The sequence below is a fragment of the Pseudomonas gregormendelii genome (genome assembly GCF_017114825.1).
In the GTDB taxonomy this organism is placed as follows: Bacteria; Pseudomonadota; Gammaproteobacteria; order Pseudomonadales; family Pseudomonadaceae; genus Aquipseudomonas; species Aquipseudomonas gregormendelii.
This window is the reverse complement of the sequence record NZ_JADEVO010000005.1, coordinates 185,660-208,256: the sequence shown is the minus strand read 5'-3', so window position 1 is coordinate 208,256 and position 22,597 is coordinate 185,660. Positions and strand designations below refer to the sequence as shown.

Sequence of the window (22,597 nt, the reverse complement as noted above, 5' to 3'; positions counted from 1 at the left end):
CAACATTTCCATGCTGATCACCCTGTGTTCTCCTGCTCAAAAAGTGAGCAGAAGCAGTTGAACACCTGGGTCAGTTTTCAGTCGGCAGAACAGCCCCTACTGGGTCAGTTTTCGGTCAGCGGCAACACCACAAGTCGTCTGTTATCACCTTGAGCTGCGCCGCTACCTGGTCGGATGACACTGGATGGGTGTCAGGGCAGGCTATATTGCGCAGCAGATGCTGAAGCTCTTTGACTTTTGCGTAGTCCTGCTCAGCGCCCTGCGCGCCCTTGAGAATGCCTACGGCTTGCGCCTTGTCGACCCGCCTGGCAATCGAATGAGTTGAAGACAAGGTCTGCCCCATGGCCCCAGCCAGAAGGACCATCACCCTGGCCTCCAGATGCGTCTTCATCGCCTCCATGGAGGCAATCGGGCGCGCCAGGGTGATCGAAGCACCGCCTTGGTGGCGCAAGTCCATGATCACGGACAAGGTCACTCCACCTGTTGCAAACCCCAACGCTCGGGCCACTACGTAGTGCCCCATTTCGTGATGCGCAATCTGCAGTGCGCGTTCCCGGATGACCGGGGGCAACTTGCTGGTCATTTTCATCGCCTCGCATCCCTGGACAGTGCATTCGACTACGAGCGGCGGCAGCTGTCCATCCAGCAGGCCGGATTGGGTAGCCAGGGAGGCGCCCAGAGTGGGCACGCCGAGCGGGATCGGCAGTTGCATGCGAATGACCAGCGGGCCGGTGTGCTGCACCGTCTTCATCGGAACAGTGTTGAGCCTGGATCAAACATCCGCGATGTGTGGCGGGCCTGTAACATGCAGCCCCAATGATCCATGCCGCTGGAGACGCCCCTTGCCCGACATTCGCCCGCCTGTCCTTGACGAAATCGACCGCCAATTGATCGCCGCGCTGCAGATCAACGCCCGCGAAAGCGTGGCCATGCTCGCCAGGCAACTGGGCATTGCCCGCACTACAGTGACTTCAAGGCTGGCACGGCTGGAGAAGGCCAAGGTCATCACCGGCTATGGCGTGCGTCTGGGCCAGCGATTGGTTGACGGCGGGCTTCAGGCGTATGTGGGGATCACCGTGCAACCGCGTTCGGGCAAGGAAGTGCTGCGCCGTCTCAGTGCGATGGCGCAGGTCCAGCAACTGTGTGCGGTCAGTGGTGAATTTGATTATGTCGCCTGGTTGCGGACGGATTCGCCGGAGCAGCTGGATCAGTTGCTGGATCAGATCGGCAGTGTGGATGGGGTGGAGAAAACCACGACTTCAATCATTTTGAGCAGCAAGATTGATCGCGGGCAGCCGGTATGAGTTTCGGACAGGGGTGATCCTGCTGGCCTCATCGCCGGCAATCTTTGCCGCACCGATGGTCGATATGCCTATTTAATTCGTCATTCTGATCGGTAAACCAGCAAAACGACGACACATTGCGTCTTATTAACGTATTCGACGCGCTCTAGAATGGCTGGCATCTTTTCCTATACTCAGATGCGCATTCCGCGTCGGGTCGCCAGCAAGGTCAGCCATGAACAAGAACAATCGCCATCCTGCAGACGGTAAGAAACCAGTCACCATCTTTGGCCCGGACTTCCCGTTTGCCTTTGACGACTGGATCGAACATCCGGCCGGCCTGGGCAGTATTCCTGAACACAATCACGGTGCCGAGGTAGCGATCGTCGGTGCGGGCATCGCCGGCCTGGTGGCGGCCTATGAGCTGATGAAGCTGGGCCTCAAGCCCGTTGTCTATGAAGCCTCGAAAATGGGCGGGCGTTTGCGCTCCCAGGCTTTCAACGGCGCTGACGGCATCGTGGCCGAGCTGGGCGGCATGCGTTTTCCCGTGTCGTCCACGGCGTTCTACCACTATGTCGACAAGCTCGGCCTGCAGACCAAACCGTTCCCGAACCCGCTGACCCCGGCGTCAGGCAGCACGGTGATCGATCTGGAAGGCAAAACTCATTACGCGCAGAAACTCGCGGACCTTCCTGCTCTGTTCCAGGAAGTGGCTGACGCATGGGCGGATGCGCTGGAAGCCGGCTCGCAGTTTTCAGATATCCAGCAAGCCATCCGCGACCGCGACGTACCGCGCCTCAAGGAGCTGTGGAACACCCTGGTGCCGCTGTGGGATGACCGGACCTTCTACGACTTCGTCGCCACTTCCAAGGCATTCGCCAAACTGTCGTTCCACCACCGGGAAGTGTTTGGCCAGGTCGGCTTCGGGACAGGCGGCTGGGATTCGGACTTCCCCAACTCGATGCTGGAAATCTTCCGCGTGGTCATGACCAACTGCGACGACCACCAGCACCTGGTGGTGGGCGGCGTGGAACAGGTACCGCTGGGCATCTGGCGCCATGTGCCGGAACGCTGCGTGCACTGGCCCCAGGGCACCAGCCTCAGTTCACTGCACAGCGGCGCTCCGCGTTCGGGGGTGAAGAAGATTGCCCACGCGCCGAACGGGCGCTTCACCGTCACCGACAATTATGGCGACTCCCGCGAGTACGCAGCGGTGCTGACCACCTGCCAGAGCTGGCTGCTGACCACCCAGATCGAGTGCGACGAAAGCCTGTTCTCGCAGAAAATGTGGATGGCCCTGGACCGCACCCGCTACATGCAATCCTCGAAAACTTTTGTGATGGTCGACCGGCCATTCTGGAAGGACAAGGACCCGCAGACCGGTCGCGACCTGATGAGCATGACGCTCACCGACCGCCTGACCCGAGGCACCTACCTGTTCGACAACGGCCAGTATGAAAATGGCGTCGACAAGCCTGGGGTGATTTGCCTCTCGTACTCATGGATGAGCGATGCCCTGAAGATGCTCCCGCACCCGGTGGAGAAGCGCGTGAAGCTGGCGCTGGACTCCCTGAAGAAGATCTACCCGAAAGTCGACATTGCCGCGCGCATCATTGGCGACCCGATTACCGTGTCCTGGGAAGCCGACCCGCATTTCCTCGGCGCATTCAAAGGCGCCCTGCCCGGTCACTACCGCTACAACCAGCGCATGTATGCCCACTTCATGCAGGATGACATGCCCGCTGAGCAGCGCGGAATCTTCATCGCCGGCGATGACGTGTCGTGGACGCCGGCGTGGGTCGAAGGGGCTGTGCAGACCTCGCTCAATGCGGTGTGGGGCATCATGAAACACTTCGGCGGTGAAACTCACGCCGAGAACCCGGGTCCAGGAGATGTGTTCAACGAGATCGGTCCGATCGCCCTGCCCGAGTAAAAGGAGTTCAAATGCGCGTAGCTCTATACCAATGCCCGCCACTACCACTGGATGTCGCCGGCAACCTGCAGCGTCTGCATCAACTGGCACTGGAGGCCAAGGGTGCAGATTTGCTGGTATTGCCGGAGATGTTCCTGACCGGCTACAACATTGGCATCGATGCCGTCAGCGTACTGGCCGAAGTGCACAACGGTGAATCGGCGCAGCAAATCGCGCGCATCGCTAAAACCGCCGGCATTGCCATCCTGTATGGCTATCCCGAGCGCACCGAGGACGGGCAGATCTACAACTCGGTGCAATTGATCGACGCCCACGGTGAGCGCCTGTGCAACTACCGCAAGACGCACCTGTTCGGCGACCTCGATCACTCTATGTTCAATGCCGGCGGCAACGACTTCCCGGTGGTGGAGCTCAACGGCTGGAAGCTCGGCTTTCTGATCTGCTACGACCTGGAGTTCCCGGAAAATGCTCGACGCCTGGCCCTGGCAGGTGCCGAGTTGATCCTGGTACCGACGGCGAACATGATTCCTTACGACTTCATCGCCGACGTCACGGTCCGCTCCCGGGCCTACGAGAACCAGTGCTACGTGGCCTATGCCAATTACTGCGGGGCAGAAGGCGACATTCACTACTGCGGCCAGAGCAGCATTGCCGCACCGGATGGTAGCCGCGTGGCCCAGGCCGGTCTGGATGAAGCCTTGATCGTCGGCGAGCTGGATCGCCAGTTGATGCTCCAATCCCGGGCGGCCAATCGTTACCTGATCGATCGTCGTCCCGAGCTTTATGGCGACCTGAACAAGCGCTGATCCACCGTTATCCGCTAGCATTAGCGCTTCTCTGTACTGGAAGTGCTCATGCCTGCGTCGAATCCCTCCCGTCCCCACACTGAAACCCTGGCCAACGGCCTGCGGGTGACGCTGCGCCACGCGCCGCATCTCAAGCGCTGCGCCGCTGTGCTGCGGGTGAATGCGGGCAGTCACGACGTGCCTCTGGCGTGGCCTGGGCTGGCGCATTTTCTCGAACACCTGCTTTTTCTGGGCACCGAGCGTTTTCCCGCAGGCCAGGGCTTGATGGCCTACGTGCAAGGGCATGGCGGCCAGGTCAATGCGCGCACCAACGAACGTACCACCGACTTTTTCGTCGAACTGCCGCCAGCACTTTTCAGCGGTGGGCTGGAGCGCCTGTCGGACATGCTCGCTCACCCGCGTATGAACCTGGACGAACAGTTGCGCGAACGCGAAGTGCTGCACGCGGAATATGTCGCCTGGTCCCAGGACGCGACGGCGCAACAACAACATGCGCTGTTCGAAGGACTGTCGGCCACTCACCCGTTGCGGGGATTCCATGCGGGCAATCGCGACAGCCTGGCGGTCGAGCGGCCTGAGTTTCAGCGCGCGCTGCAGGACTTCCATCAGCATTTCTATCAAGCCGGGCAAATGACATTGAGCCTGGCGGGGCCGCAAAGTCTCGAGGATTTGAAGGCGTTGGCCGAGGTGTTCGCCCAACCTGTTGCCAAAGGTGAAAAAGCCCCGCAAACAGCGCCTGCCGCCCTGATGCAATCATCAAGCAACAGTTATCAACAGGCCGGTGAAGGACGTGTGGATCTGCTGTTCGCGTTCGAGGCACTGCCTGGTTCGTCCCGCGAAGCGCTGGCGTTCCTGTGTCACTGGTTAAACGCGGTCAAACCCGCAGGGTTCCTCGCAGAGTTGCGCAAGGCTGGGCTGGCGGAACAATTGACCGCCAGGCCGCTGTATCAATTCGCCGGACAAGCGTTGCTGCACCTGGGCTTCACGACCACTCAACCGCACCAGGTGCTCGTGCTTCGCGAGCAACTGCAGAACTGGCTGGGCTTTTTTGCCGCCCAGCAGCATCAGCCGCAATGGCGCGACGAATTCAGCGCCCTGCTGCAACGCCAGCAGCGAATCAGCAGCGCCCTGCGCCTGGCGCAACTGGACAGCGAACAGGCCGGGACAAGCGACCACGAAGCGCTCGCGCTTGAGCAAATCCTCGCTCAAATCGGCGCTGTGGATAAGTTCAGCGGGCCATGGCAACTGCCACTTCCCAACCCGTTCCTGCAAACAGAAACTGCAGCGCCCAGCGCCGGACTGATTCGTGGGCAGACCAGCAAGCATCGCGGCCTGCGTACCTTTGCCCAGGATCGCTTGCGCAGTCGCCGCGAACAATCGCCCATGCAGTTCAGCCAGGCGTTGCCGGACAATACGGATGAAGGCGCGATCCATCTGCGCTGGCGGCTGGCAGCCAGCCCTCGGCCTGAGCTTCAGGCAAACCTGGAACAGCGTCTTCTGACCTTGCGTGAAGACGCACGCCAGGCGGGTGTGGATTGCTCCTTCAGTGCCTGCGGCAATCAATGGCTACTGAAAATGACCGGCCTGCAGGACCCCATGCCGATCATCCTCGAGCATGCGCTGAAAGAACTGACAAAGGCCGAGACCGATGTTCCACGGGAACTGCCCAAGCGCCTGGCGCTGATGCCTATTCGACAGTTGCTCGAGGCGTTGCCCGGGCAATGCCTGGAGCCAGTCGAGGAATCGGCAGACCTGCAGCACCTCTGGGCGGGAGCCCGCTGGGACGGGCTGGCCACCGGTCTTTCCAGCCAGACCCAGGCGGCAATGGGCCTGCCCTTGAGTCGCGTGCCAGGCGTGGCGGACACCCAATTGACCGCACCCGCTTCGATCAATACCCAGCACCTGTGGACGAAGATCGATACAGCCTCCAGTGAACACGCTCTGCTGCTGTTCTGTCCGGTCGCTACCCGGCAGATCGCTGACGAGGCGGCCTGGCGCCTGCTCGCGCACATGTGCCAGACGCCCTTCTACCAGCGCCTTCGCGTGGAACAGCAGCTGGGTTATGCGGTGTTCAGTGCGCTGCGGCAGCTGCATGGCCAGGTGGGCATCGTCTTCGGGGTGCAATCGCCGAGCGTCGTTGCGCATGAGCTGCTCAAGCACATCGAGGCCTTCATCAGCGACCTGCCGGCGATGCTTGAGGGCATCGACGAGGCAGTCATCGACACCCAGCGCCAGGCCTTGGCGGCTCAGTTTGACATCACTGCACTGGAGCAGTCCCAGGCCAGCGAACTGTTGTGGCAGGGCAAACTGGGCGGCCGCTCGTCGGATTACCTGGAGCAGTTGCAGCGGGCACTTTTAACGACAGACTCACAGGGCCTGCTAGATGCAGCCCGCAGTCTTGATGAGGCCTCCGGCGGGTGGCGCTGCCTGGCCAGCGCTGTGTCTCCCGGCCTGCCCTGGCAAGTGGCAAAATGATCATTACCGAGGCTGCAAAGAGCTTTCTCAAAGTTTCACGGGCAAGAGTTCTGTAATTTTGAGTAACATAGCCACCTAACTATCTGAACATCTCCAGCTGGAGGTGGACTATATGTATAGATCTCAACTGTCCCAACCACCTGAAGGAGCACTCCCATGTCCTGGTCCAAACCTGCTTACACCGACCTGCGTATCGGCTTTGAAGTCACCATGTACTTCGCCAGCCGCTAATAAGTTGTTCTCGCGGTTCAGCGCCTCGGTTCACCGGGGCGTTTTTATTTTTCGGATTTGAAATGTTGGAGCGGCCATGTTTGTCCAGATTCTAGGTTCCGCCGCTGGCGGTGGTTTCCCCCAGTGGAACTGCAACTGCGCGAACTGCGCAGGCTTTCGCGACGGCAGCCTGAAGGCCACCGCGCGTACCCAGTCGTCCATCGCGATATCCGATGACGGCGTCAATTGGGTGCTGTGCAATGCCTCGCCGGACATCCGCGCCCAGCTCCAGAGCTTCGCCCCGATGCAACCGGGCCGCGCACTGCGCGATACGGGCATCAGCGCGATCATCCTGATGGACAGCCAGATCGACCACACCACCGGCCTGCTCAGCCTGCGCGAAGGTTGCCCGCACCAGGTGTGGTGTACGGACATGGTTCATGAGGACCTGAGCACAGGTTTTCCGTTGTTCACCATGCTGACCCACTGGAACGGCGGGTTGAGCTGGAACCGCATCGAGCTCGACGACAGCTTCAGTATCCCCTCCAGCCCGAACCTGCGCTTCACTCCGCTGCCTTTGCGCAGTGCGGCACCGCCTTACTCGCCACACCGCTTCGACCCGCATCCGGGTGACAACATCGGCCTTATCGTCGAAGACCTGAACACCGGCGGCAAGCTGTTCTATGCGCCAGGCCTGGGCAAGGTCGATGCGCCGTTGCTGGAGATCATGGCCTCCAGCGACTGCGTGCTGGTCGATGGCACGATGTGGGATGACGACGAGATGCAGCGTCGCGGCGTTGGTACTCGCACCGGTCGGGAAATGGGCCATCTGGCGCAAAACGGCCCGGGGGGCATGCTCGAAGTGCTGGAACAGCTGCCTGATCAGCGCAAGGTGCTTATTCACATCAACAACACCAACCCGATTCTCGATGAAGATTCGCCGCAGCGTGCCGAGCTGGTTCGGCGCAAGGTTGAAGTGGCCTATGACGGCATGAGTATTGTGCTGTAGCTGACGGCCCCATCGCGGGCAAGCCCGGACACCACCGAACACCGGAGAACCGAAATGCCCGACACCCCGATGTCCCCCACCGAATTCGAAGCCGCCCTGCGCGCCAAGGGCGCCTACTACCACATCTACCACCCCTACCACGTGGCGATGTACGAAGGTCGCGCCAGCCGCGAGCAGATTCAGGGCTGGGTCGCCAACCGCTTCTACTATCAGGTGAACATCCCCCTCAAAGATGCGGCGATCCTCGCCAACTGCCCGGACCGCGAAATCCGCCGCGAGTGGATACAACGCCTGCTCGACCACGACGGCGCCCCCGGTGAAGACGGCGGGATCGAAGCCTGGTTGCGCCTGGGCCAGGCCGTTGGCCTCGATCCGGACCAGCTGCGCTCCCAGGAACTGGTGTTGCCCGGCGTGCGCTTCGCCGTGGACGCTTACGTCAATTTCGCCCGCCGAGCCAGTTGGCAGGAAGCCGCCAGCAGTTCCTTGACTGAACTGTTCGCACCGCAGATCCACCAGTCGCGCCTCGACAGCTGGCCGCAGCACTACCCGTGGATCGACCCTGCCGGCTACGAATATTTCCGTACCCGCCTGGGCCAGGCACGCCGCGATGTCGAGCACGGGATGGCGATTACCCTGCAGCACTACACGACGCGGGAAGGCCAGGAGCGCATGCTGGAAATTCTCCAGTTCAAACTGGACATTCTTTGGAGCATGCTCGATGCCATGAGCATGGCCTACGAACTGAACCGCCCGCCGTATCACAGCGTGACCGCACAACGGGTCTGGCATAAAGGAATCATCTTATGAGTTTTGATCGCAGCAAAACCCCCACCTGGCGCCCGGGCTACCGTTTCCAATATGAACCAGCGCAGAAAGGCCACGTGCTGCTTTACCCCGAAGGCATGATCAAACTCAACGACAGCGCCGCCCTGATTGGCGGCCTGATCGACGGCGAGCGCGACGTGGCAACGATCATCGCCGAGCTGGACGCACAGTTCCCGGGTGTGCCCGAGCTTAGTGAAGACATTGAGCAATTCATGGAGGTCGCCCGTGCTCAGCACTGGATCGAACTTGCCTGACGGCGTGTCGGACAAGTTACCGCCCAAGCCTGAAATCGGCTTGCCTCTCTGGCTCCTGGCCGAGCTGACCTATCGCTGCCCCCTGCAATGCCCCTACTGCTCCAATCCCCTGGATTTCGCCGAGCAGGGCAAAGAGCTGAGCACCGAGCAGTGGATCAAGGTATTTCGCGAGGCGCGGGAAATGGGCGCCGCGCAGCTGGGCTTTTCCGGCGGTGAACCCCTGGTGCGCCAGGACCTCGCCGAACTGATCGCCGAAGCGCGCAAACTGGGCTTTTACACCAACCTGATTACCTCAGGCATCGGGCTTACCGAGCAGAAAATCAGCGACTTCAAGAAGGCTGGACTGGACCACATTCAGATCAGTTTCCAAGCCAGCGACGAGCAAGTGAACAACTTGCTGGCCGGCTCGAAAAAGGCCTTCGCGCAGAAGCTGGAAATGGCCCGGGCAGTGAAAGCCCATGGCTACCCGATGGTGCTGAACTTCGTGACCCATCGGCACAACATCGACAAGATCGACCGCATCATCGAGCTGTGCATCGCCCTCGAGGCCGATTTCGTCGAGCTCGCAACGTGCCAGTTCTACGGCTGGGCGCAGCTCAATCGGGTCGGCCTGTTGCCAACCAGGGAACAACTGGTGCGTGCCGAGCGCATCACCAACGAATACCGGGCCAAACTGGAGGCCGAAGGGCATCCGTGCAAGCTGATCTTCGTCACGCCGGACTACTACGAAGAACGTCCGAAAGCCTGCATGAACGGCTGGGGCAGTATCTTCCTGACGGTCACCCCGGACGGCACCGCCCTGCCCTGTCACGGCGCGCGACAAATGCCTGTACAGTTCCCCAACGTGCGCGATCACAGCATGCAGCACATCTGGTACGACTCGTTCGGCTTCAACCGTTTTCGCGGTTACGACTGGATGCCTGAACCGTGCCGCTCGTGCGACGAGAAAGAAAAGGACTTCGGCGGCTGCCGCTGCCAGGCCTTCATGCTCACCGGAGACGCGAGCAATGCCGACCCGGTTTGCAGCAAGTCGCAACACCACGGCGTGATTCTCAAGGCCCGCGAAGAAGCCGAGCACGCGACCCAAACCATTGAACAACTGGCCTTTCGCAATGAACGAAACTCACGCCTCATCGCCAAAAGCTGAGCCTTTCAGCGCCGCCAGGGCCGTCGCCGCCGGTGTCGACTTTGCGGAGCTGCAGCTCGGCTCCCAGGGTTTGTTCTGGAACGAGTACCGTCCTGAGGATGGCGCGTGTCGCATTTGGCATTGGCGCAATAGTCAGGCCCGCTGCCTGACGCCTGCCGGGTTCAGCGTGCGCAGTCGTGTCTACGAATATGGCGGCGGCGCGTTCTGCCTGACCGATGACGGGATTGTTTTCGTCAACGAGGCTGACCAGCAACTGTATCGACAGTCGCTGGCCGGTGAAACCCCGGTTGGGCTGACTTCAGGTGAATGCCGTTACGGTGACCTGCAGTTCGCCGATGGCCAGGTCCTGGCCGTCGAGGAGCACCGGGACCGCCATCGACTGGTCGCCATCGATATTGCCAACGGCAGCCGTCACCTGCTGGCAGAAGGTGCCGACTTCTACGCCGCGCCAACTCTGAGCAAAGGCGCCCGGCGCCTGGCGTGGATCGAATGGAGCCGACCGCATCAACCCTGGACCGCTACCCGATTGATGGTCGCCGAGCGCGACAGTGATGGCGGTTTCAACAGCCCGCGCTGCGTGGCTGGTCAGCGCAACGACGAATCACTCCAGCAACCGCGCTTCGATACCCGTGGTCGCCTGTCCTGCCTGACCGATCGCGCCGGCTACTGGCAGCCCTGGGTCGAGGCCGAAGACGGGCTTCACCCACTTCCCGCAGCCGCTGCCGATCACGCCCCCGCGCCGTGGCAGCTCGGTGGCTGTACATGGCTGCCCCTGGCCGACGACAGCTACCTGGCAAGCTGGACCGAAGAAGGTTTTGGCAAGCTGGGCCTGGCAGGCAATCAAGATAAAGATTTCACGGGCGGCTACAGTCGCTTTCGGCATCTCGCCCTTGATGAGCAATTCATCTATTGCATCGCGGCTTCGCCGGTCAGCCCATCAGCCGTGATTGCCATCGATCGCGCCACCGGCGAGTTCAACGTGCTGGCCGGTGGCATCGCGCCACTGCCTGCCGATCAGATCAGCACTGCGCAAACCCTGCGTTACCCCAGCGGAACGGGTGAAGCCCATGGCTTCTTCTATCCGGCGATGAGCGCTGAGGCGAAGCCGCCGCTGGTAGTGTTCATCCACGGTGGCCCAACCTCCGCCTGCTATCCGATGCTCGATCCGCGAATCCAGTATTGGACGCAACGCGGCTTCGCCGTGGCCGATCTGAATTATCGTGGCAGCAGCGGTTATGGACGAGCCTATCGTCAGGCGCTGCATTTGAGTTGGGGCGAAGTGGACGTCGAAGACGCCTGTGCCGTCGTTTCCCATCTGGCCGACAGCGGGTTGATTGAAGGTGACCAGGCATTCATCCGCGGCGGCAGCGCCGGTGGCTACACCACCCTGTGTGCGCTGGCTTTTCACCACGTCTTCCGCGCAGGCGCCAGTCTTTACGGCGTGAGCGACCCGGTGGCCCTTGGCCGCGCCACTCACAAGTTCGAAGGTGACTACCTGGATTGGCTGATTGGCGACCCGGTGCAGGATGCCGAACGCTACGCCGCACGAACCCCTTTGCTGCATGCGAGCAACATTGGTGTGCCGATGATTTTTTTCCAGGGTGAACTGGATGCCGTGGTGGTACCGCAGCAGACCCGTGACATGGTCAAGGCGTTGCAGGACAACGGCATTGTGGTGCAAGCGCATTACTACGCGGACGAGCGCCACGGCTTTCGCAAGGCGAGCAACCAGGCGCACGCGCTGGAGCAGGAGTGGTTGTTCTATCGGCGGGTGCTGGGGCTGGACAAGTGCTGACACCGCAGTGCCAGCATCGCCAGCCAGCTAGCGCCTACACCTGTAGGCGCTAGTTGGCTGGCGATTGCAATATAACTGACGCAACACATCTCAACGCTTGGCGATGATATAAACCGCATGCACGATCCCTGGAATATACCCGCACAGCGTCAGCAGAATGTTCAGCCAGAATGCCCCGCCAAAACCCACCTGCAGGAACACACCCAGTGGCGGCAACAGAATGGCGATGATGATTCGAATGATATCCATGGGTCAGCTCCTGATTGAAGTAGGCTCCGGTGAGCCGCACACCTAATCGACCCGCGCCGTTCGTCAGGGTTCACTGCTTCCCACGCTTAGCGCATCCATACAGGCAAAAAAAACGCCCCACGCCAAAAAAATCAGGCCTGGGGCGATGCGTTATACCGCGAGACGGTTCGGAAATTCCTGCAGGAAGGGTCTGGTCAGACGGCAATCCCTTTGCGGCACTGCAGTTGCGCGGTGCGAACGCGAGAGAACGCACGGGCCAGGCGCAGGAGCATCTCGTCAACGTTGGCTTTGCTCACCGTGAGTGCCGGGGTGAAGCGCAGGCAAGCCGGTTGCGGGGCGTCGATCAGCAAGCCTTCGTACAGCGCGGCTTTGACCACTGCCTCGGCCGAGTCGTCGGACAGATCCAACCCCCAAAGCAGCCCTTGCCCGCGCAGTTCGCCGTGGCCGTAACGGTGCGCCAGACGCGCCAGGCCTTCGCGCAAGTGCTGGCCGACCGTGACGACATGCTCGAGAAATCCACGTTCCTGCAGCGCATCCATTACTGCCAGGCCCGCAGCGCTCATCAGCGCATTACCATGATGGGTCCCCGTCAGCTCACCCCGGTCGAAACAACAGGCAGTACCTCGGGCGAGTAAAGCGGCCAGCGGTACTCCCCCGCCCAAGCCTTTGCCCAGCACGACGATATCGGCACGGACATCACAGGATTGTTCCACGAGTAGCTGGCCGCATCGGCCTAGACCGGTCTGCACTTCATCGAAGATCAGCAAAATACCCAGCTCGCGGCACAAACGCTCGACGCCCTTGAGGTAATTCGCGGTGGCCGGGATGACGCCTGCTTCGCTCTGGATCGGCTCAAGCATAACCGCCACCGTTCTGGCGTCGACAGCCGCATGCAGAGCCGCGAGGTCGTTGAACGGAACGTGACTGAAGCCTGGAAGTTGCGGTTCGAACCGATTGGTCAGCGTCGAGCTGTCCGACGCCGAAATAGTCGCGAGACTGCGGCCATGGCAAGCATTGCTGGCCACGATGATGCGCGAGGCTCCGGCACGGTGCCGCTGCCCCCATTTACGCGCCAGCTTGATTGCCGCTTCGCAGGCTTCGGTGCCGGTGTTGAGCAAGTACGCCTGGTCGCTACCGGTGAGCTGGCACAGTCGTGCGGCGAGGCTGAGCATGCCGCGGTTGTGCAAAGCAAAGCCGGGGTTGATCAGCGCCTGCGCCTGCTCGGCAATCGCACTCACAAGCGCTGAAGGGCTATGCCCCAAGCTGTTGGCACCTCGTCCCTGGGTGAAATCCAGATACGCCCGGTCGGCGCTGTCCCACAGCCAGGAGCCCTGGCCGCGCACGAATACTTGCTGAGGGCGCTCGACGCTGGGCATCAGGTACTCGCGGGAGGGGTTAACCGTTGTAGATGGCGCAATCGCGTCCAGGGCGAGGTCGTCAAGGTCCGGGAGACCACGACGCATTTTGAACAGATTCATCAGATTTCACCTCGGTGGAGGTTTTTTGCATTGCCTATGTAAATGACTTCAATGTAATCGGTGTTCATCGTCCGCGTTGGCCCTGTAAGCCCTCTCATTGCGGTTAGACTAGGCGGATGGGCGACATTCGACCATTTCGATTTAGCAGTACTTTCGATAAGAGTTACTTATGGATTTCAAGCAACTGCGCTATTTCGTCGCGGTCTACGAAGAAGGTCATGTGGGCCGGGCGGCGGAGCGACTGGCCATCTCCCAACCCGCCCTGTCGCAGCAGATCCGTCACCTTGAGGAAAACCTCGACGTCAGCCTCTTCGAACGCAGCAGCAAGCGCCTGCTGCCGACCCTGGCCGCTCATACCTTGTACAACCACGCTTTGCCCTTGCTCGATGGCTTGCAGCGCGCGCGCGAAGCGTTGGGCAACTTCAAGGGCCAGGCCCTGCGTACCCTGGCCATCGGCGTATTGCAGACCGTCCACACCAGCCTCGTGCCGCAGATGCTCGAACGGGTGCGCAAGGCCCAACCGCATCTGGTGGTGCAGATCTATGAATTGACCGGCCTGGAAATAGAACGACGCTTGCTCAATGGATCGCTGGATATCGGCATCAGCTACCTGCCGCCCCGCCAGCCTGGTTTGCACGGGGTATTGCTGTACGAAGATGAACTGACGCTGGTCATCCCGGCGGATCACCCGTTGCGTGAATTCAAGAAAGTCTCGATGAGCCAAGCCGCCGAACTGCCAATGTTGTTGCTGGGGGAGGAGTTTCAGGTGCGGCAGATCTGGCAGACACAGCTAGCCAATCTCGGGCGGCGTCCGCAAGTGCAGGCGGAACTGAATAATATGGCGGGGATTCTCGACAGTCTGCCGCACACCCGCCTGGCCACGGTACTTCCGGGACGCTCACAGAAGGCCCTGGGCAACGACGAACTGCTATGGAAACCGTTGACCGAGCCGCGGGTGCCGTTGAAAGTAGGCTTGGTGTGTCGCGATGTGCAGCGTCAACAAGCCTCGCTGGCCTTGTTGCGTACACTGCTGGAAGAGGTCATCAATGGTCCGGCCGAGCGTTAGGCGCGCAGGCCGGCATTTTCTTGCGGACAAAGAAAACCCCGCCGAAGCGGGGCTTTGCAGACTGTTTCCCTGACATCCATTTCGCTCCGCCGTCCTGGCAGAATCCTACGTGTCCGTGTTGTTGCTTTGCGCTTCCTGCGCGACGTCCATGTGAAGTAGATTAGCTCTGGATCCAATTTTCGCATAGGGCAGATCGGCAGCACGTCGTGTAAGCAAATGCTTACATGACGTTACATCTTTAAAATTGTGCTGCATCCAGCAGGAACAGCGACTCGCTGCCCGCCTGCACCGAAGCGCTCAACGAATGAATACGCGGCAGCAGACGTGCGAAGTAGAAACGCGCAGTGCCCAGTTTGCTCGCGTAGAAATCATCCTGGTTTTCCTTGCCGAACGCGGCCTTGGCCATCAGCGCCCACATATAGGCGTAGGCCACATAACCAAATGCCTGCAGGTACTCGACCGAGGCGGCGCCAATTTCATTCGGGTTGCTTTTGGCACGATCCAGCAGCCAGGCAGTCAGCTCGTCGAGCGTTGTCACAGCATCGTTGAGCGGCTTGGTGAACTCCGAAAGGTCGGCGCTTGCCGTCGCGGTGAAGTGACGGATCTCGTCAGCGAACAGGTTATAAAACGCCCCGCCGCTGCCGACGATCTTGCGGCCGACCAGATCCAGTGCCTGGATGCCGTTAGTGCCTTCGTAGATCTGCGTGATGCGCACGTCGCGCACCAGTTGCTCCTGGCCCCATTCGCGAATGTAGCCATGGCCACCAAAGACCTGCTGGCCGTGCACGGTAGTCTCCAGCCCCAGGTCGGTCAGGAACGCCTTGGCGACCGGGGTCAGCAGCGCCACCAGGTCTTCTGCGCGCTTGCGGGTGACCGCCTCCTCGCTGAACTTGGCGGTGTCGAGCTGCATGGCCACATAGGTGGAGAACGCACGGCCGCCTTCGTTCGAGGCTTTCATGGTCAGCAGCATGCGCCGCACGTCCGGGTGGACGATGATCGGGTCAGCCACCTTGTCCTTGTTTTGCGCACCTGTCGGCGAGCGGCTCTGCAGGCGGTCGCGAGCGTATTCAACGGCGTTCTGGTAAGAGCGTTCGGCAGTGGCCAGCCCTTGAATGCCGACGCCCAGGCGCTCGTAGTTCATCATGGTAAACATCGCAGCCAGGCCTTTGTTCGGCTCCCCGACCAGATAACCCACGGCTTCGTCGAAGTTCATCACGCAGGTCGCGGAGGCCTGGATACCCATTTTGTGTTCGATCGACCCACAATTGGCCGGGTTGCGCGCGCCCAGGCTGCCATCGGCATTGACCATGAACTTGGGCACCAGGAACAGGGAAATACCCTTGGGCCCCGCAGGTGCGTCTGGCAGTTTGGCCAGCACCAGGTGGATGATGTTATCGGTCAGGTCGTGTTCGCCGCCGGTGATGAAGATCTTGGTGCCGCTGACCTTGTATGAACCGTCGGCCTGAGGCTCTGCCTTGGTGCGGATGATCCCCAGGTCGGTACCGGCGTGCGGTTCGGTCAGGCACATCGAGCCTGCCCAGACACCGGAGTACATGTTCGGCAGGTAGGCGGCCTTGAGCTCTTCGCTGGCATGGGCATTGATCGACAGGCAGGCGCCGGCGGTCAGCATCGGGTACAGGCCGAAAGACAGGCTGGCAGAGTTGACCATCTCTTCGACCTGAGCAGACACCGCCTTGGGCATGCCCATGCCACCGTAGGCCGGATCACCGCCTACACCGACCCAACCGCCTTCGGCGTAAGTCTGATAAGCCTGGGGGAAACCTGCCGGCGTGGTGACAGCACCGTCCGCCCAATGGCAACCTTCTTCATCGGCCGCGCGACTGAGCGGTGCGATACTTTTGCTGGTGACCTTGCCGGCTTCCTCGAGAATGGCCTCTACGGTTTGCGCGTCGACGGTGTCGGCCAGCGCAGGCAACTCGGCCCAGAGTTTGGCGACCTCGAACACTTCATTGAGAACGAAGCGCATATCGCGCAGGGGCGCTTTGTAGTCAGCCATGGCAAACCTCGCAGGATCTTTACAGTTGATTCACGGAAAGTATTTCGGTTGAATCGAGTGTACCCCAACAACTTTTACGACACATAGCGTCAGCTTGTGACTATTTTGTAATTTTTGGTCACCGAAAACCACGTCGCAGCCACCACCCGGCCCCCGCAGGAGCTACCGAAGACTGCGATCTTTACGACTTATAGCGCAAACAATTGCGCCGGCAATTTCATCAGGCAATCGCTACCCGCCTCGATAGCCGCCCGGTGAGCCGTTGTTCGTGGCAGCAGGCGCTTGAAGTAGAACTCGCTGGTGGCCAGTTTAGCCCGGCAGTAATCGGCATCGCCGCCGCCCTCGTCCAGCTGCGCCTGCGCGACCAGCGCCATGCGCAACCACAGATAGCCAAGGATGATGTAGCCGCTGTACATCAGGTAATCCACAGAGGCGGCGCCGACTTCGTCGGGGTTTTTCATGGCGGCCATGCCCACCTGGGTGGTCACCTCGCCCCATTGCCGGTTCAAATCGTTCAACTGCGCCACGTAGCTGGACAACTGAGGATGCGCGGCGTTGGCGACGCAGAACTTGTGCACGACCTTGGTGAAGCCCCGCAGCAACTTGCCCTGGCTGCCGAGCACTTTGCGCCCCAGCAGGTCCAGCGCCTGGATGCCGTTGGTGCCTTCATAGATCGGCGCAATGCGGCAGTCCCGCACCAACTGCTCCATTCCCCACTCGCGGATAAACCCGTGGCCGCCGTACACCTGCATGCCGAGGTTAGTCACCTCCAGGCCGGTATCGGTCATGAAGGCTTTGCAGATGGGTGTCAGGAACGCCAGCAAGTCCTCGGCGTCCTGTCGCGCCGTTGCGTCCGCGCTCAAGTGCGCGGCGTCCAGCAACTGCGCGGTGAAATAGGTGAGTGCCCGATTGCCTTCGTTGAAGGCTTTCATGGTCAGCAGCATGCGGCGCACATCGGGGTGCACGATAATCGGATCGGCGGGCTTGTCCGGTGCTTTCGGTCCGGTCAGCGAGCGCATCTGCAGGCGATCGTTGGCGTACTTGATGGCGCCCTGAAAACTCGCTTCTCCCAGGCATAACCCCTGCATGCCAGTGCCTAGACGGGCGTGGTTCATCATGGTGAACATGCAGTTGAGGCCCTTGTTCGGCTCGCCGATCAGGTAACCCGTGGCGCCATCGAAGTTCAGCACGCAGGTGGCCGAGGCCTTGATGCCCATCTTGTGCTCGATAGAACCGCAGGTGACGCCGTTGCGCTCGCCGGCTTCACCTTGGCTATCGGGGAGGAACTTGGGCACGATGAACAGCGAGATCCCTTTGGTGCCGGCGGGTGCATCCGGCAGCTTCGCCAGTACCAGGTGAATGATGTTGTCACTCAGGTCATGCTCGCCGGCCGAAATGAAGATCTTGCTGCCAGAGACTGCATAGCTGCCATCCTCTGCAGGCACGGCGCGGGTCTTGATGATGCCCAGGTCCGTGCCGCAGTGGGCTTCGGTCAGGCACATGGTGCCGGTCCACTGGCCTGCGGTGAGTTTGCTCAGGTAGGTCTGTTTCTGCTCTTGAGTGCCGTGGGCGTGAATCGCCGACATGGCGCCGTGCGTCAGCCCCGGGTACATGCCCCAGGACGTATTGCTGGAACCGACCATCTCGCTGATCACCAGCCCCAGGGAGCTGGGCAAACCCTGGCCACCATACGCCGGATCCGCCGCCAGGCCGTGCCAGCCACCTTCAACGTATTGCGCGAAGGCTTGCTTGAAGCCTGCCGGCGTAGTCACCACACCCTTGTCGAAATGACAGCCTTCTTCGTCACCGCTGCGGTTGAGCGGTGCGAGCACGTTCTCGCAGAACTTCGCGCCCTCTTCGAGGATCGCACTGACCATGTCCGGGCTGGCGTCAGTGGCGCCGAGGGCCGCGTAGTTGCTGTGAAAGTCGAAGACGTGGTCGATCAGAAAGCGCATGTCGCGCAGGGGAGCTTTGTACTCGGGCATGGTCATTTCTCCGGCAGCAGATCATTGCAACCTACTGCCGCCGAACCCGCCGGACAATCACAGTCCAGACGCTGAATGCGCCATCATCACTCAATCCGTAGCGGCTTCCATGCGCACCGCGCCCCGGCGGTTCTGCCCAAAGACCACGACGCAGTTGCGTCCCGCGCCCTTGGCGCTGTAAAGCGCTTCGTCCGCCGACTTGAGCACGCGATCTGGCGTGCGCTGCTCCAGCCGTTCGGCCACGCCGATGCTGACCGTCACCGACACACTCGACGCGCTCGCCCCCGCACGCCGCTGGCGTCCTTGTTGATCATCCTGGGGGCGGCTGTCCTGGTTACGCAGATGGATATTGTAGGTGGCGATGGATTCGCGGATGAACTCCAGATGCGGCAAACATTCCTCCAGGGTTTTCCCGGCGAACACCACGGCAAATTCCTCTCCACCATAACGATACGCCCGCCCGCCACCGCCGACCCTGGACAGCTTGCTGGCCACCAGCCGCAGCACCTGATCGCCGACATCGTGGCCATGGGTATCGTTGAATTTCTTGAAGTGATCGACGTCGCTCATCGCCAGCACATAATTGCGCCCCAGGCGTTGCATGCGTTCGTTCAAGGCGCGCCGACCCGGCAGGCCGGTGAGCTCGTCGCGAAAGGCCATTTGATAGGCTTCATGGGCCACCGCCGTCGCGATCATCAGCATCACCTGGCTGCACATGATGTTCAGGGTGAACGGCAGGATGAACGTCTCCGGCAACATCCAGAACAGGCCGAGCAGGCCGACCAATTGCGCGGCATGCAGAGGCCTGGGATGACGCCAGTATTGCCACGCCAGCAGCAGGAAAGCCGCGATAAACACCGGATAGGCCAACTGGATCAGGCTCATCCAGGCGCCGTGCACGGCGGGCCAGCGAATTTCCGCCAGCCACATTAGCAGGGCCTGGGGATAACTTTGCTCCAGCGCCAGCGCGACACTGCCAACGGCCAGTAACACCGCGAAGCGCGCCAGCATGTCCTGGAACAGATGAGTGCGCTCCTGCCAGGCGGCGAAGATTGCGAACAGCAGCGGCAGTAACAGGCAGCACAGATGAAACACCACCGCCGCATCATCGCGGACTTTGCCGTTGTCGCGGTAGTAGTCGGTCTGGGTGTCGAGCAGATAGTAGGCGATGTACACCGTCAACATCAGGAACAATTCGCGCTGGCGCCGATAGACCGCGCAATAGGCGCCGCCGAGCAGCAATACCAGGGTTGGCAACACATTGAACAGCGAAGTGAAAAAGACGTTGAGATCCTTGACGTAAGCAGCCGAGAGCCCCGCAATCAAGAGCAGCAATGAAGGCAGGAAATGGCTGAGACGTACAGCGGATGGACGCGGCAAGGGTAAGTTCCAGCCTGTTAAGGTTGATGGCAGTGCGCGTGAATGATTGCAGTAAAACACAGCGCCGAAAGGGATGTCATATGGCCATCTTCTATAACGGCTCCAAAGGTGCATTTCTTGATGGATCGGGGCAAATATTTATGCGTCGCCTGGCTGCTCCCGGCAAATGACAGGCACAAAAAAACCGCTGCTTCCGAGGAAGCAGCGGTTTTGTCGGACCCGCCCGAGGCTTAGTAGCCCAGTGCGAAGTTCTCTTCTTTCATGTCCATCAGGTTGCCAGCACCCGACAGCATGGTTGCCACGTGCGTACGAGTACGCGGCAGGATGCGCTGGAAGTAGAAGCGCGCGGTCTGCAGCTTGGCGGTGTAGAACGCCTCGTCGGACGTGCCGGCAGCCAGTTTTTCGGCAGCCAGGCGCGCCATGTCAGCCCAGAAGTAGGCCAGGCAGGCGTAACCGGAGTACATCAGGTAATCCACCGAAGCAGCGCCGACTTCTTCGCGGTCCTTCATGGCGGCCATGCCGACCTTCATGGTCAACTCGCCCCACTCTTTGTTCAGCGCAGCCAACGGGGTGACGAACTCCTGGACGGCTTCGTTGCCCTCGTTGGTCTGGCAGAACTTGTGGACAATCTTGGTGAAACCTTTGAGGGCTTCGCCTTGGGTCATCAGCACTTTACGGCCCAGCAGGTCGAGGGCCTGGATACCGGTGGTGCCTTCGTACAGCATCGAAATGCGGCTGTCGCGAACGTTCTGCTCCATGCCCCACTCGGCGATGAAGCCGTGGCCGCCATAGATCTGTACGCCGTGGTTGGCCGATTCAAAACCGACTTCAGTCATGAAGGCCTTGGCAATCGGGGTCATGAACGCCAGCAGTGCGTCGGCTTTCTTCTTCTCTTCTTCGTCTACGCCGTATTTGACGATGTCGACCTGTTTGGCAGTGAAGTAAACCATTGCACGGTTACCTTCAGCGAAGGCCTTCATGGTCAACAGCATGCGACGCACGTCAGGGTGCACGATGATCGGGTCAGCAGCTTTTTCCGGTGCTTTCGGGCCAGTCAGCGAGCGCATTTGCAAGCGATCGCGAGCGTATTTCAGGCCGCCCTGGAAGCCGATCTCGGCATGTGCCAGACCTTGCAGCGCGGTACCCAGGCGTGCGGTGTTCATAAAGGTGAACATGCAGTTCAGGCCTTTGTTCGCCGGGCCGATCAGGAAGCCGGTGGCCGCGTCGAAGTTCATCACGCAGGTGGCGTTACCGTGGATGCCCATCTTGTGTTCCAGGGAACCACAGGTCACAGCGTTGCGTTCGCCGATCGAACCGTCAGCGTTCGGCATGAACTTGGGAACGATGAACAGCGAAATGCCCTTGGTGCCAGCCGGTGCATCCGGCAGGCGTGCCAACACGATGTGGACGATGTTGTCGGCCATGTCGTGTTCGCCGGCCGAGATGAAGATCTTGGTGCCGGAGACTTTGTAGGAACCGTCGGCCTGAGGTTCGGCCTTGGTGCGCAGCATGCCCAGGTCGGTACCGCAGTGTGGTTCGGTAAGGCACATGGTACCGGTCCACTCGCCAGACACCAGCTTGGTCAGGTAAGCCTCTTGCTGCTCAGGCGTGCCGTGCTCGGAAATGGTGTTCATCGCGCCATGGGACAGGCCCGGGTACATGCCCCACGACCAGTTCGCTTCGCCAACCATTTCGCTGACTGCCAGGCCCAGTGACTCCGGCAAGCCTTGGCCACCGTGCGCCACGTCGTGAGCCAGGCTCGGCCAGCCGCCTTCGACGAATTGCTTGTAAGCCTCTTTGAAGCCAGTCGGGGTCTTAACGCCGGACTCGCTCCAGGTGCAGCCTTCGGTGTCACCCACGCGGTTCAGCGGAGCCAATACCTGCTCACAAAACTTGGCGCCCTCTTCGAGAATGGCGTCAACCATGTCCGGAGTCGCGTCTGCGCAAGCCGGAAGGCTCGAATAGTGCGCTTCGTAGCCGAGCAGCTCGTCACGAACGAAGCGAATATCACGCAAGGGGGCCTTGTAGTCAGGCATAGCGATAAACCTCTGCTGATGTAACCGGGGATGAACGACCGCGTTGATTTCTTGTGGCGGTCAAACAGTTGTTTGAAACATACGTTTACGACCAAAACTTGTCAAGCGCCGATCTTTTGCCGTTCGTCATCATGGCTGCGACATTTTCAACACGCAGCCGAATCCGGCCGCTGGCGCATGCAGCGGGGTATATGAAAGATTAGCTGAGGGAGAAGGACTTACGCACAAAAACGCCGCACGGAGGCGCGGCGTCAGGCTTGTAGCAGGAGAGGCGATTCAGGCATAAGTATCGATCAACGTTCCGAGCATTTCATCGGAAGCCTTGGCCACCTTCACACCCAGTTCAGCTTGAAGCCTGCCCTGGGACATTTCGATCAGGTTGCTGGCCACATCCGACTGCTGACTGCTATCGACCGAACGCAGGCGCCCGGCCTGGAGTTCGGAAGACTGACTGAGCGCCGACCGCTCGAGGCTGGTGTTGGCAATTTGCCCGGCAGCCTGGTCGATGCGGTTCTGCGCGGCTTGAACCGTACCCAGCCCGGCATAAAAAGCGCTGTTACCTGAGATTTCCATCGCAGAATCCGTCCTTGTGAAGGATCAACAACCCTCATTGAAGCAGACCTGCCGGCAAAAGACCCGACAAAAACAC

18 protein-coding genes and 1 pseudogene are annotated in these 22,597 nt (G+C 60.6%); 11 read left to right on the top strand and 8 right to left on the bottom strand.

Features of this window, described 5'->3' with window-relative positions; genetic code table 11:
• Positions 1-127: 127 nt before the first annotated feature.
• Positions 128-583 (bottom strand): annotated as a pseudogene (locus IMW75_RS06080) (peptidase M41); the annotation flags it as partial.
• Between the two features lie 259 nt (positions 584-842).
• Between IMW75_RS06080 and IMW75_RS06075 the strand changes: the two are divergent.
• The 10 genes from IMW75_RS06075 to IMW75_RS06030 all read left to right on the top strand — a co-directional run bounded on the left by IMW75_RS06075 (position 843) and on the right by IMW75_RS06030 (position 11,737).
• Entirely contained in the window at positions 843-1,304 is a 462-nt protein-coding gene (locus IMW75_RS06075) for an Lrp/AsnC family transcriptional regulator (protein WP_045059954.1), read from the top strand.
• 214 nt (positions 1,305-1,518) lie between these two features.
• Positions 1,519-3,216 (top strand): flavin monoamine oxidase family protein, encoded by a 1,698-nt coding sequence (locus tag IMW75_RS06070; RefSeq protein ID WP_205892100.1) that lies wholly within the window; start codon positions 1,519-1,521, stop codon positions 3,214-3,216.
• Positions 3,217-3,227: 11 nt separating this feature from the next.
• Complete coding sequence (locus IMW75_RS06065; protein WP_045059952.1) at positions 3,228-4,022, top strand: carbon-nitrogen hydrolase family protein; 795 nt, start codon at positions 3,228-3,230, stop codon at positions 4,020-4,022.
• A gap of 48 nt (positions 4,023-4,070) precedes the next feature.
• A complete protein-coding gene (gene pqqF / locus IMW75_RS06060; protein WP_205892099.1) occupies positions 4,071-6,497 on the top strand; it encodes a pyrroloquinoline quinone biosynthesis protein PqqF in 2,427 nt (808 codons plus the stop codon).
• 156 nt (positions 6,498-6,653) lie between these two features.
• The gene (pqqA, locus tag IMW75_RS06055) at positions 6,654-6,728 is read left to right on the top strand and encodes a pyrroloquinoline quinone precursor peptide PqqA (protein ID WP_009045898.1); all 75 of its coding nucleotides are present in this window, start codon (positions 6,654-6,656) and stop codon (positions 6,726-6,728) included.
• Positions 6,729-6,804: 76 nt separating this feature from the next.
• Positions 6,805-7,716, top strand: coding sequence for a pyrroloquinoline quinone biosynthesis protein PqqB (pqqB, locus tag IMW75_RS06050; RefSeq protein ID WP_205892098.1), 912 nt, complete (start codon positions 6,805-6,807; stop codon positions 7,714-7,716).
• A 54-nt stretch (positions 7,717-7,770) separates the two neighbouring features.
• On the top strand, positions 7,771-8,523 hold the full coding sequence (gene pqqC / locus IMW75_RS06045; protein WP_045059949.1) for a pyrroloquinoline-quinone synthase PqqC: 753 nt from the start codon (positions 7,771-7,773) through the stop codon (positions 8,521-8,523).
• Positions 8,520-8,795 (top strand): pyrroloquinoline quinone biosynthesis peptide chaperone PqqD, encoded by a 276-nt coding sequence (gene pqqD, locus IMW75_RS06040; RefSeq protein ID WP_045059948.1) that lies wholly within the window; start codon positions 8,520-8,522, stop codon positions 8,793-8,795. The genes pqqC and pqqD overlap by 4 nt, the downstream gene beginning before the upstream one ends.
• Positions 8,796-8,799: 4 nt before the next feature.
• Complete coding sequence (pqqE, locus tag IMW75_RS06035; protein ID WP_163019526.1) at positions 8,800-9,942, top strand: pyrroloquinoline quinone biosynthesis protein PqqE; 1,143 nt, start codon at positions 8,800-8,802, stop codon at positions 9,940-9,942.
• Positions 9,908-11,737, top strand: coding sequence for a S9 family peptidase (locus IMW75_RS06030; RefSeq protein ID WP_205892097.1), 1,830 nt, complete (start codon positions 9,908-9,910; stop codon positions 11,735-11,737). Before pqqE ends, IMW75_RS06030 begins: the two co-directional genes overlap by 35 nt.
• Positions 11,738-11,827: 90 nt before the next feature.
• Here the strand turns inward: IMW75_RS06030 and IMW75_RS06025 are convergent, their stop codons facing one another.
• Both IMW75_RS06025 and IMW75_RS06020 read right to left on the bottom strand, forming a co-directional pair.
• Positions 11,828-11,986 carry a YqaE/Pmp3 family membrane protein gene (locus tag IMW75_RS06025; RefSeq protein ID WP_033050408.1) on the bottom strand — a complete coding sequence of 53 codons (159 nt, stop codon included), beginning with the start codon at positions 11,984-11,986 and terminating at the stop codon, positions 11,828-11,830.
• A gap of 194 nt (positions 11,987-12,180) precedes the next feature.
• Positions 12,181-13,464 (bottom strand): aspartate aminotransferase family protein, encoded by a 1,284-nt coding sequence (locus tag IMW75_RS06020; protein WP_045059945.1) that lies wholly within the window; start codon positions 13,462-13,464, stop codon positions 12,181-12,183.
• A gap of 169 nt (positions 13,465-13,633) precedes the next feature.
• Here IMW75_RS06020 and IMW75_RS06015 point away from each other — a divergent pair, with 169 nt between their 5' ends.
• Positions 13,634-14,530 (top strand): LysR family transcriptional regulator, encoded by an 897-nt coding sequence (locus tag IMW75_RS06015; RefSeq protein WP_045059944.1) that lies wholly within the window; start codon positions 13,634-13,636, stop codon positions 14,528-14,530.
• Positions 14,531-14,768: 238 nt separating this feature from the next.
• On the opposite strand, the gene IMW75_RS06010 is transcribed toward IMW75_RS06015, so the two are convergent.
• From IMW75_RS06010 to IMW75_RS05990, 5 genes are all read right to left on the bottom strand, one after another.
• Positions 14,769-16,547, bottom strand: coding sequence for an acyl-CoA dehydrogenase C-terminal domain-containing protein (locus tag IMW75_RS06010; protein ID WP_205892096.1), 1,779 nt, complete (start codon positions 16,545-16,547; stop codon positions 14,769-14,771).
• A 188-nt stretch (positions 16,548-16,735) separates the two neighbouring features.
• Entirely contained in the window at positions 16,736-18,532 is a 1,797-nt protein-coding gene (locus IMW75_RS06005) for an acyl-CoA dehydrogenase C-terminal domain-containing protein (RefSeq protein ID WP_205892095.1), read from the bottom strand.
• Between the two features lie 90 nt (positions 18,533-18,622).
• The gene (locus IMW75_RS06000; protein ID WP_205892094.1) at positions 18,623-19,912 is read right to left on the bottom strand and encodes a GGDEF domain-containing protein; all 1,290 of its coding nucleotides are present in this window, start codon (positions 19,910-19,912) and stop codon (positions 18,623-18,625) included.
• Positions 19,913-20,142: 230 nt separating this feature from the next.
• Positions 20,143-21,948, bottom strand: coding sequence for a phenylacyl-CoA dehydrogenase (locus IMW75_RS05995; protein WP_045059940.1), 1,806 nt, complete (start codon positions 21,946-21,948; stop codon positions 20,143-20,145).
• A gap of 276 nt (positions 21,949-22,224) precedes the next feature.
• Entirely contained in the window at positions 22,225-22,521 is a 297-nt protein-coding gene (locus IMW75_RS05990; protein ID WP_205892093.1) for a pyrroloquinoline quinone biosynthesis protein PqqE, read from the bottom strand.
• Between the last annotated feature and the right edge of the window lie 76 nt (positions 22,522-22,597).

Excerpts from the sequence above, each read along its gene's own strand:
- IMW75_RS06070 (WP_205892100.1), top strand. The coding sequence starts at position 1,519 with ATGAACAAGAACAATCGCCATCCTGCAGACGGTAAGAAACCAGTCACC.
- IMW75_RS06065 (WP_045059952.1), top strand. The coding sequence starts at position 3,228 with ATGCGCGTAGCTCTATACCAATGCCCGCCACTACCACTGGATGTCGCC.
- pqqF (WP_205892099.1), top strand. The coding sequence starts at position 4,071 with ATGCCTGCGTCGAATCCCTCCCGTCCCCACACTGAAACCCTGGCCAAC.
- pqqB (WP_205892098.1), top strand. The coding sequence starts at position 6,805 with ATGTTTGTCCAGATTCTAGGTTCCGCCGCTGGCGGTGGTTTCCCCCAG.
- pqqC (WP_045059949.1), top strand. The coding sequence starts at position 7,771 with ATGCCCGACACCCCGATGTCCCCCACCGAATTCGAAGCCGCCCTGCGC.
- pqqD (WP_045059948.1), top strand. The coding sequence starts at position 8,520 with ATGAGTTTTGATCGCAGCAAAACCCCCACCTGGCGCCCGGGCTACCGT.
- IMW75_RS06030 (WP_205892097.1), top strand. The coding sequence starts at position 9,908 with ATGAACGAAACTCACGCCTCATCGCCAAAAGCTGAGCCTTTCAGCGCC.
- IMW75_RS06025 (WP_033050408.1), bottom strand. The coding sequence starts at position 11,986 with ATGGATATCATTCGAATCATCATCGCCATTCTGTTGCCGCCACTGGGT.
- IMW75_RS06020 (WP_045059945.1), bottom strand. The coding sequence starts at position 13,464 with ATGAATCTGTTCAAAATGCGTCGTGGTCTCCCGGACCTTGACGACCTC.
- IMW75_RS06015 (WP_045059944.1), top strand. The coding sequence starts at position 13,634 with ATGGATTTCAAGCAACTGCGCTATTTCGTCGCGGTCTACGAAGAAGGT.
- IMW75_RS06010 (WP_205892096.1), bottom strand. The coding sequence starts at position 16,547 with ATGGCTGACTACAAAGCGCCCCTGCGCGATATGCGCTTCGTTCTCAAT.
- IMW75_RS06005 (WP_205892095.1), bottom strand. The coding sequence starts at position 18,532 with ATGCCCGAGTACAAAGCTCCCCTGCGCGACATGCGCTTTCTGATCGAC.
- IMW75_RS05995 (WP_045059940.1), bottom strand. The coding sequence starts at position 21,948 with ATGCCTGACTACAAGGCCCCCTTGCGTGATATTCGCTTCGTTCGTGAC.
- IMW75_RS05990 (WP_205892093.1), bottom strand. The coding sequence starts at position 22,521 with ATGGAAATCTCAGGTAACAGCGCTTTTTATGCCGGGCTGGGTACGGTT.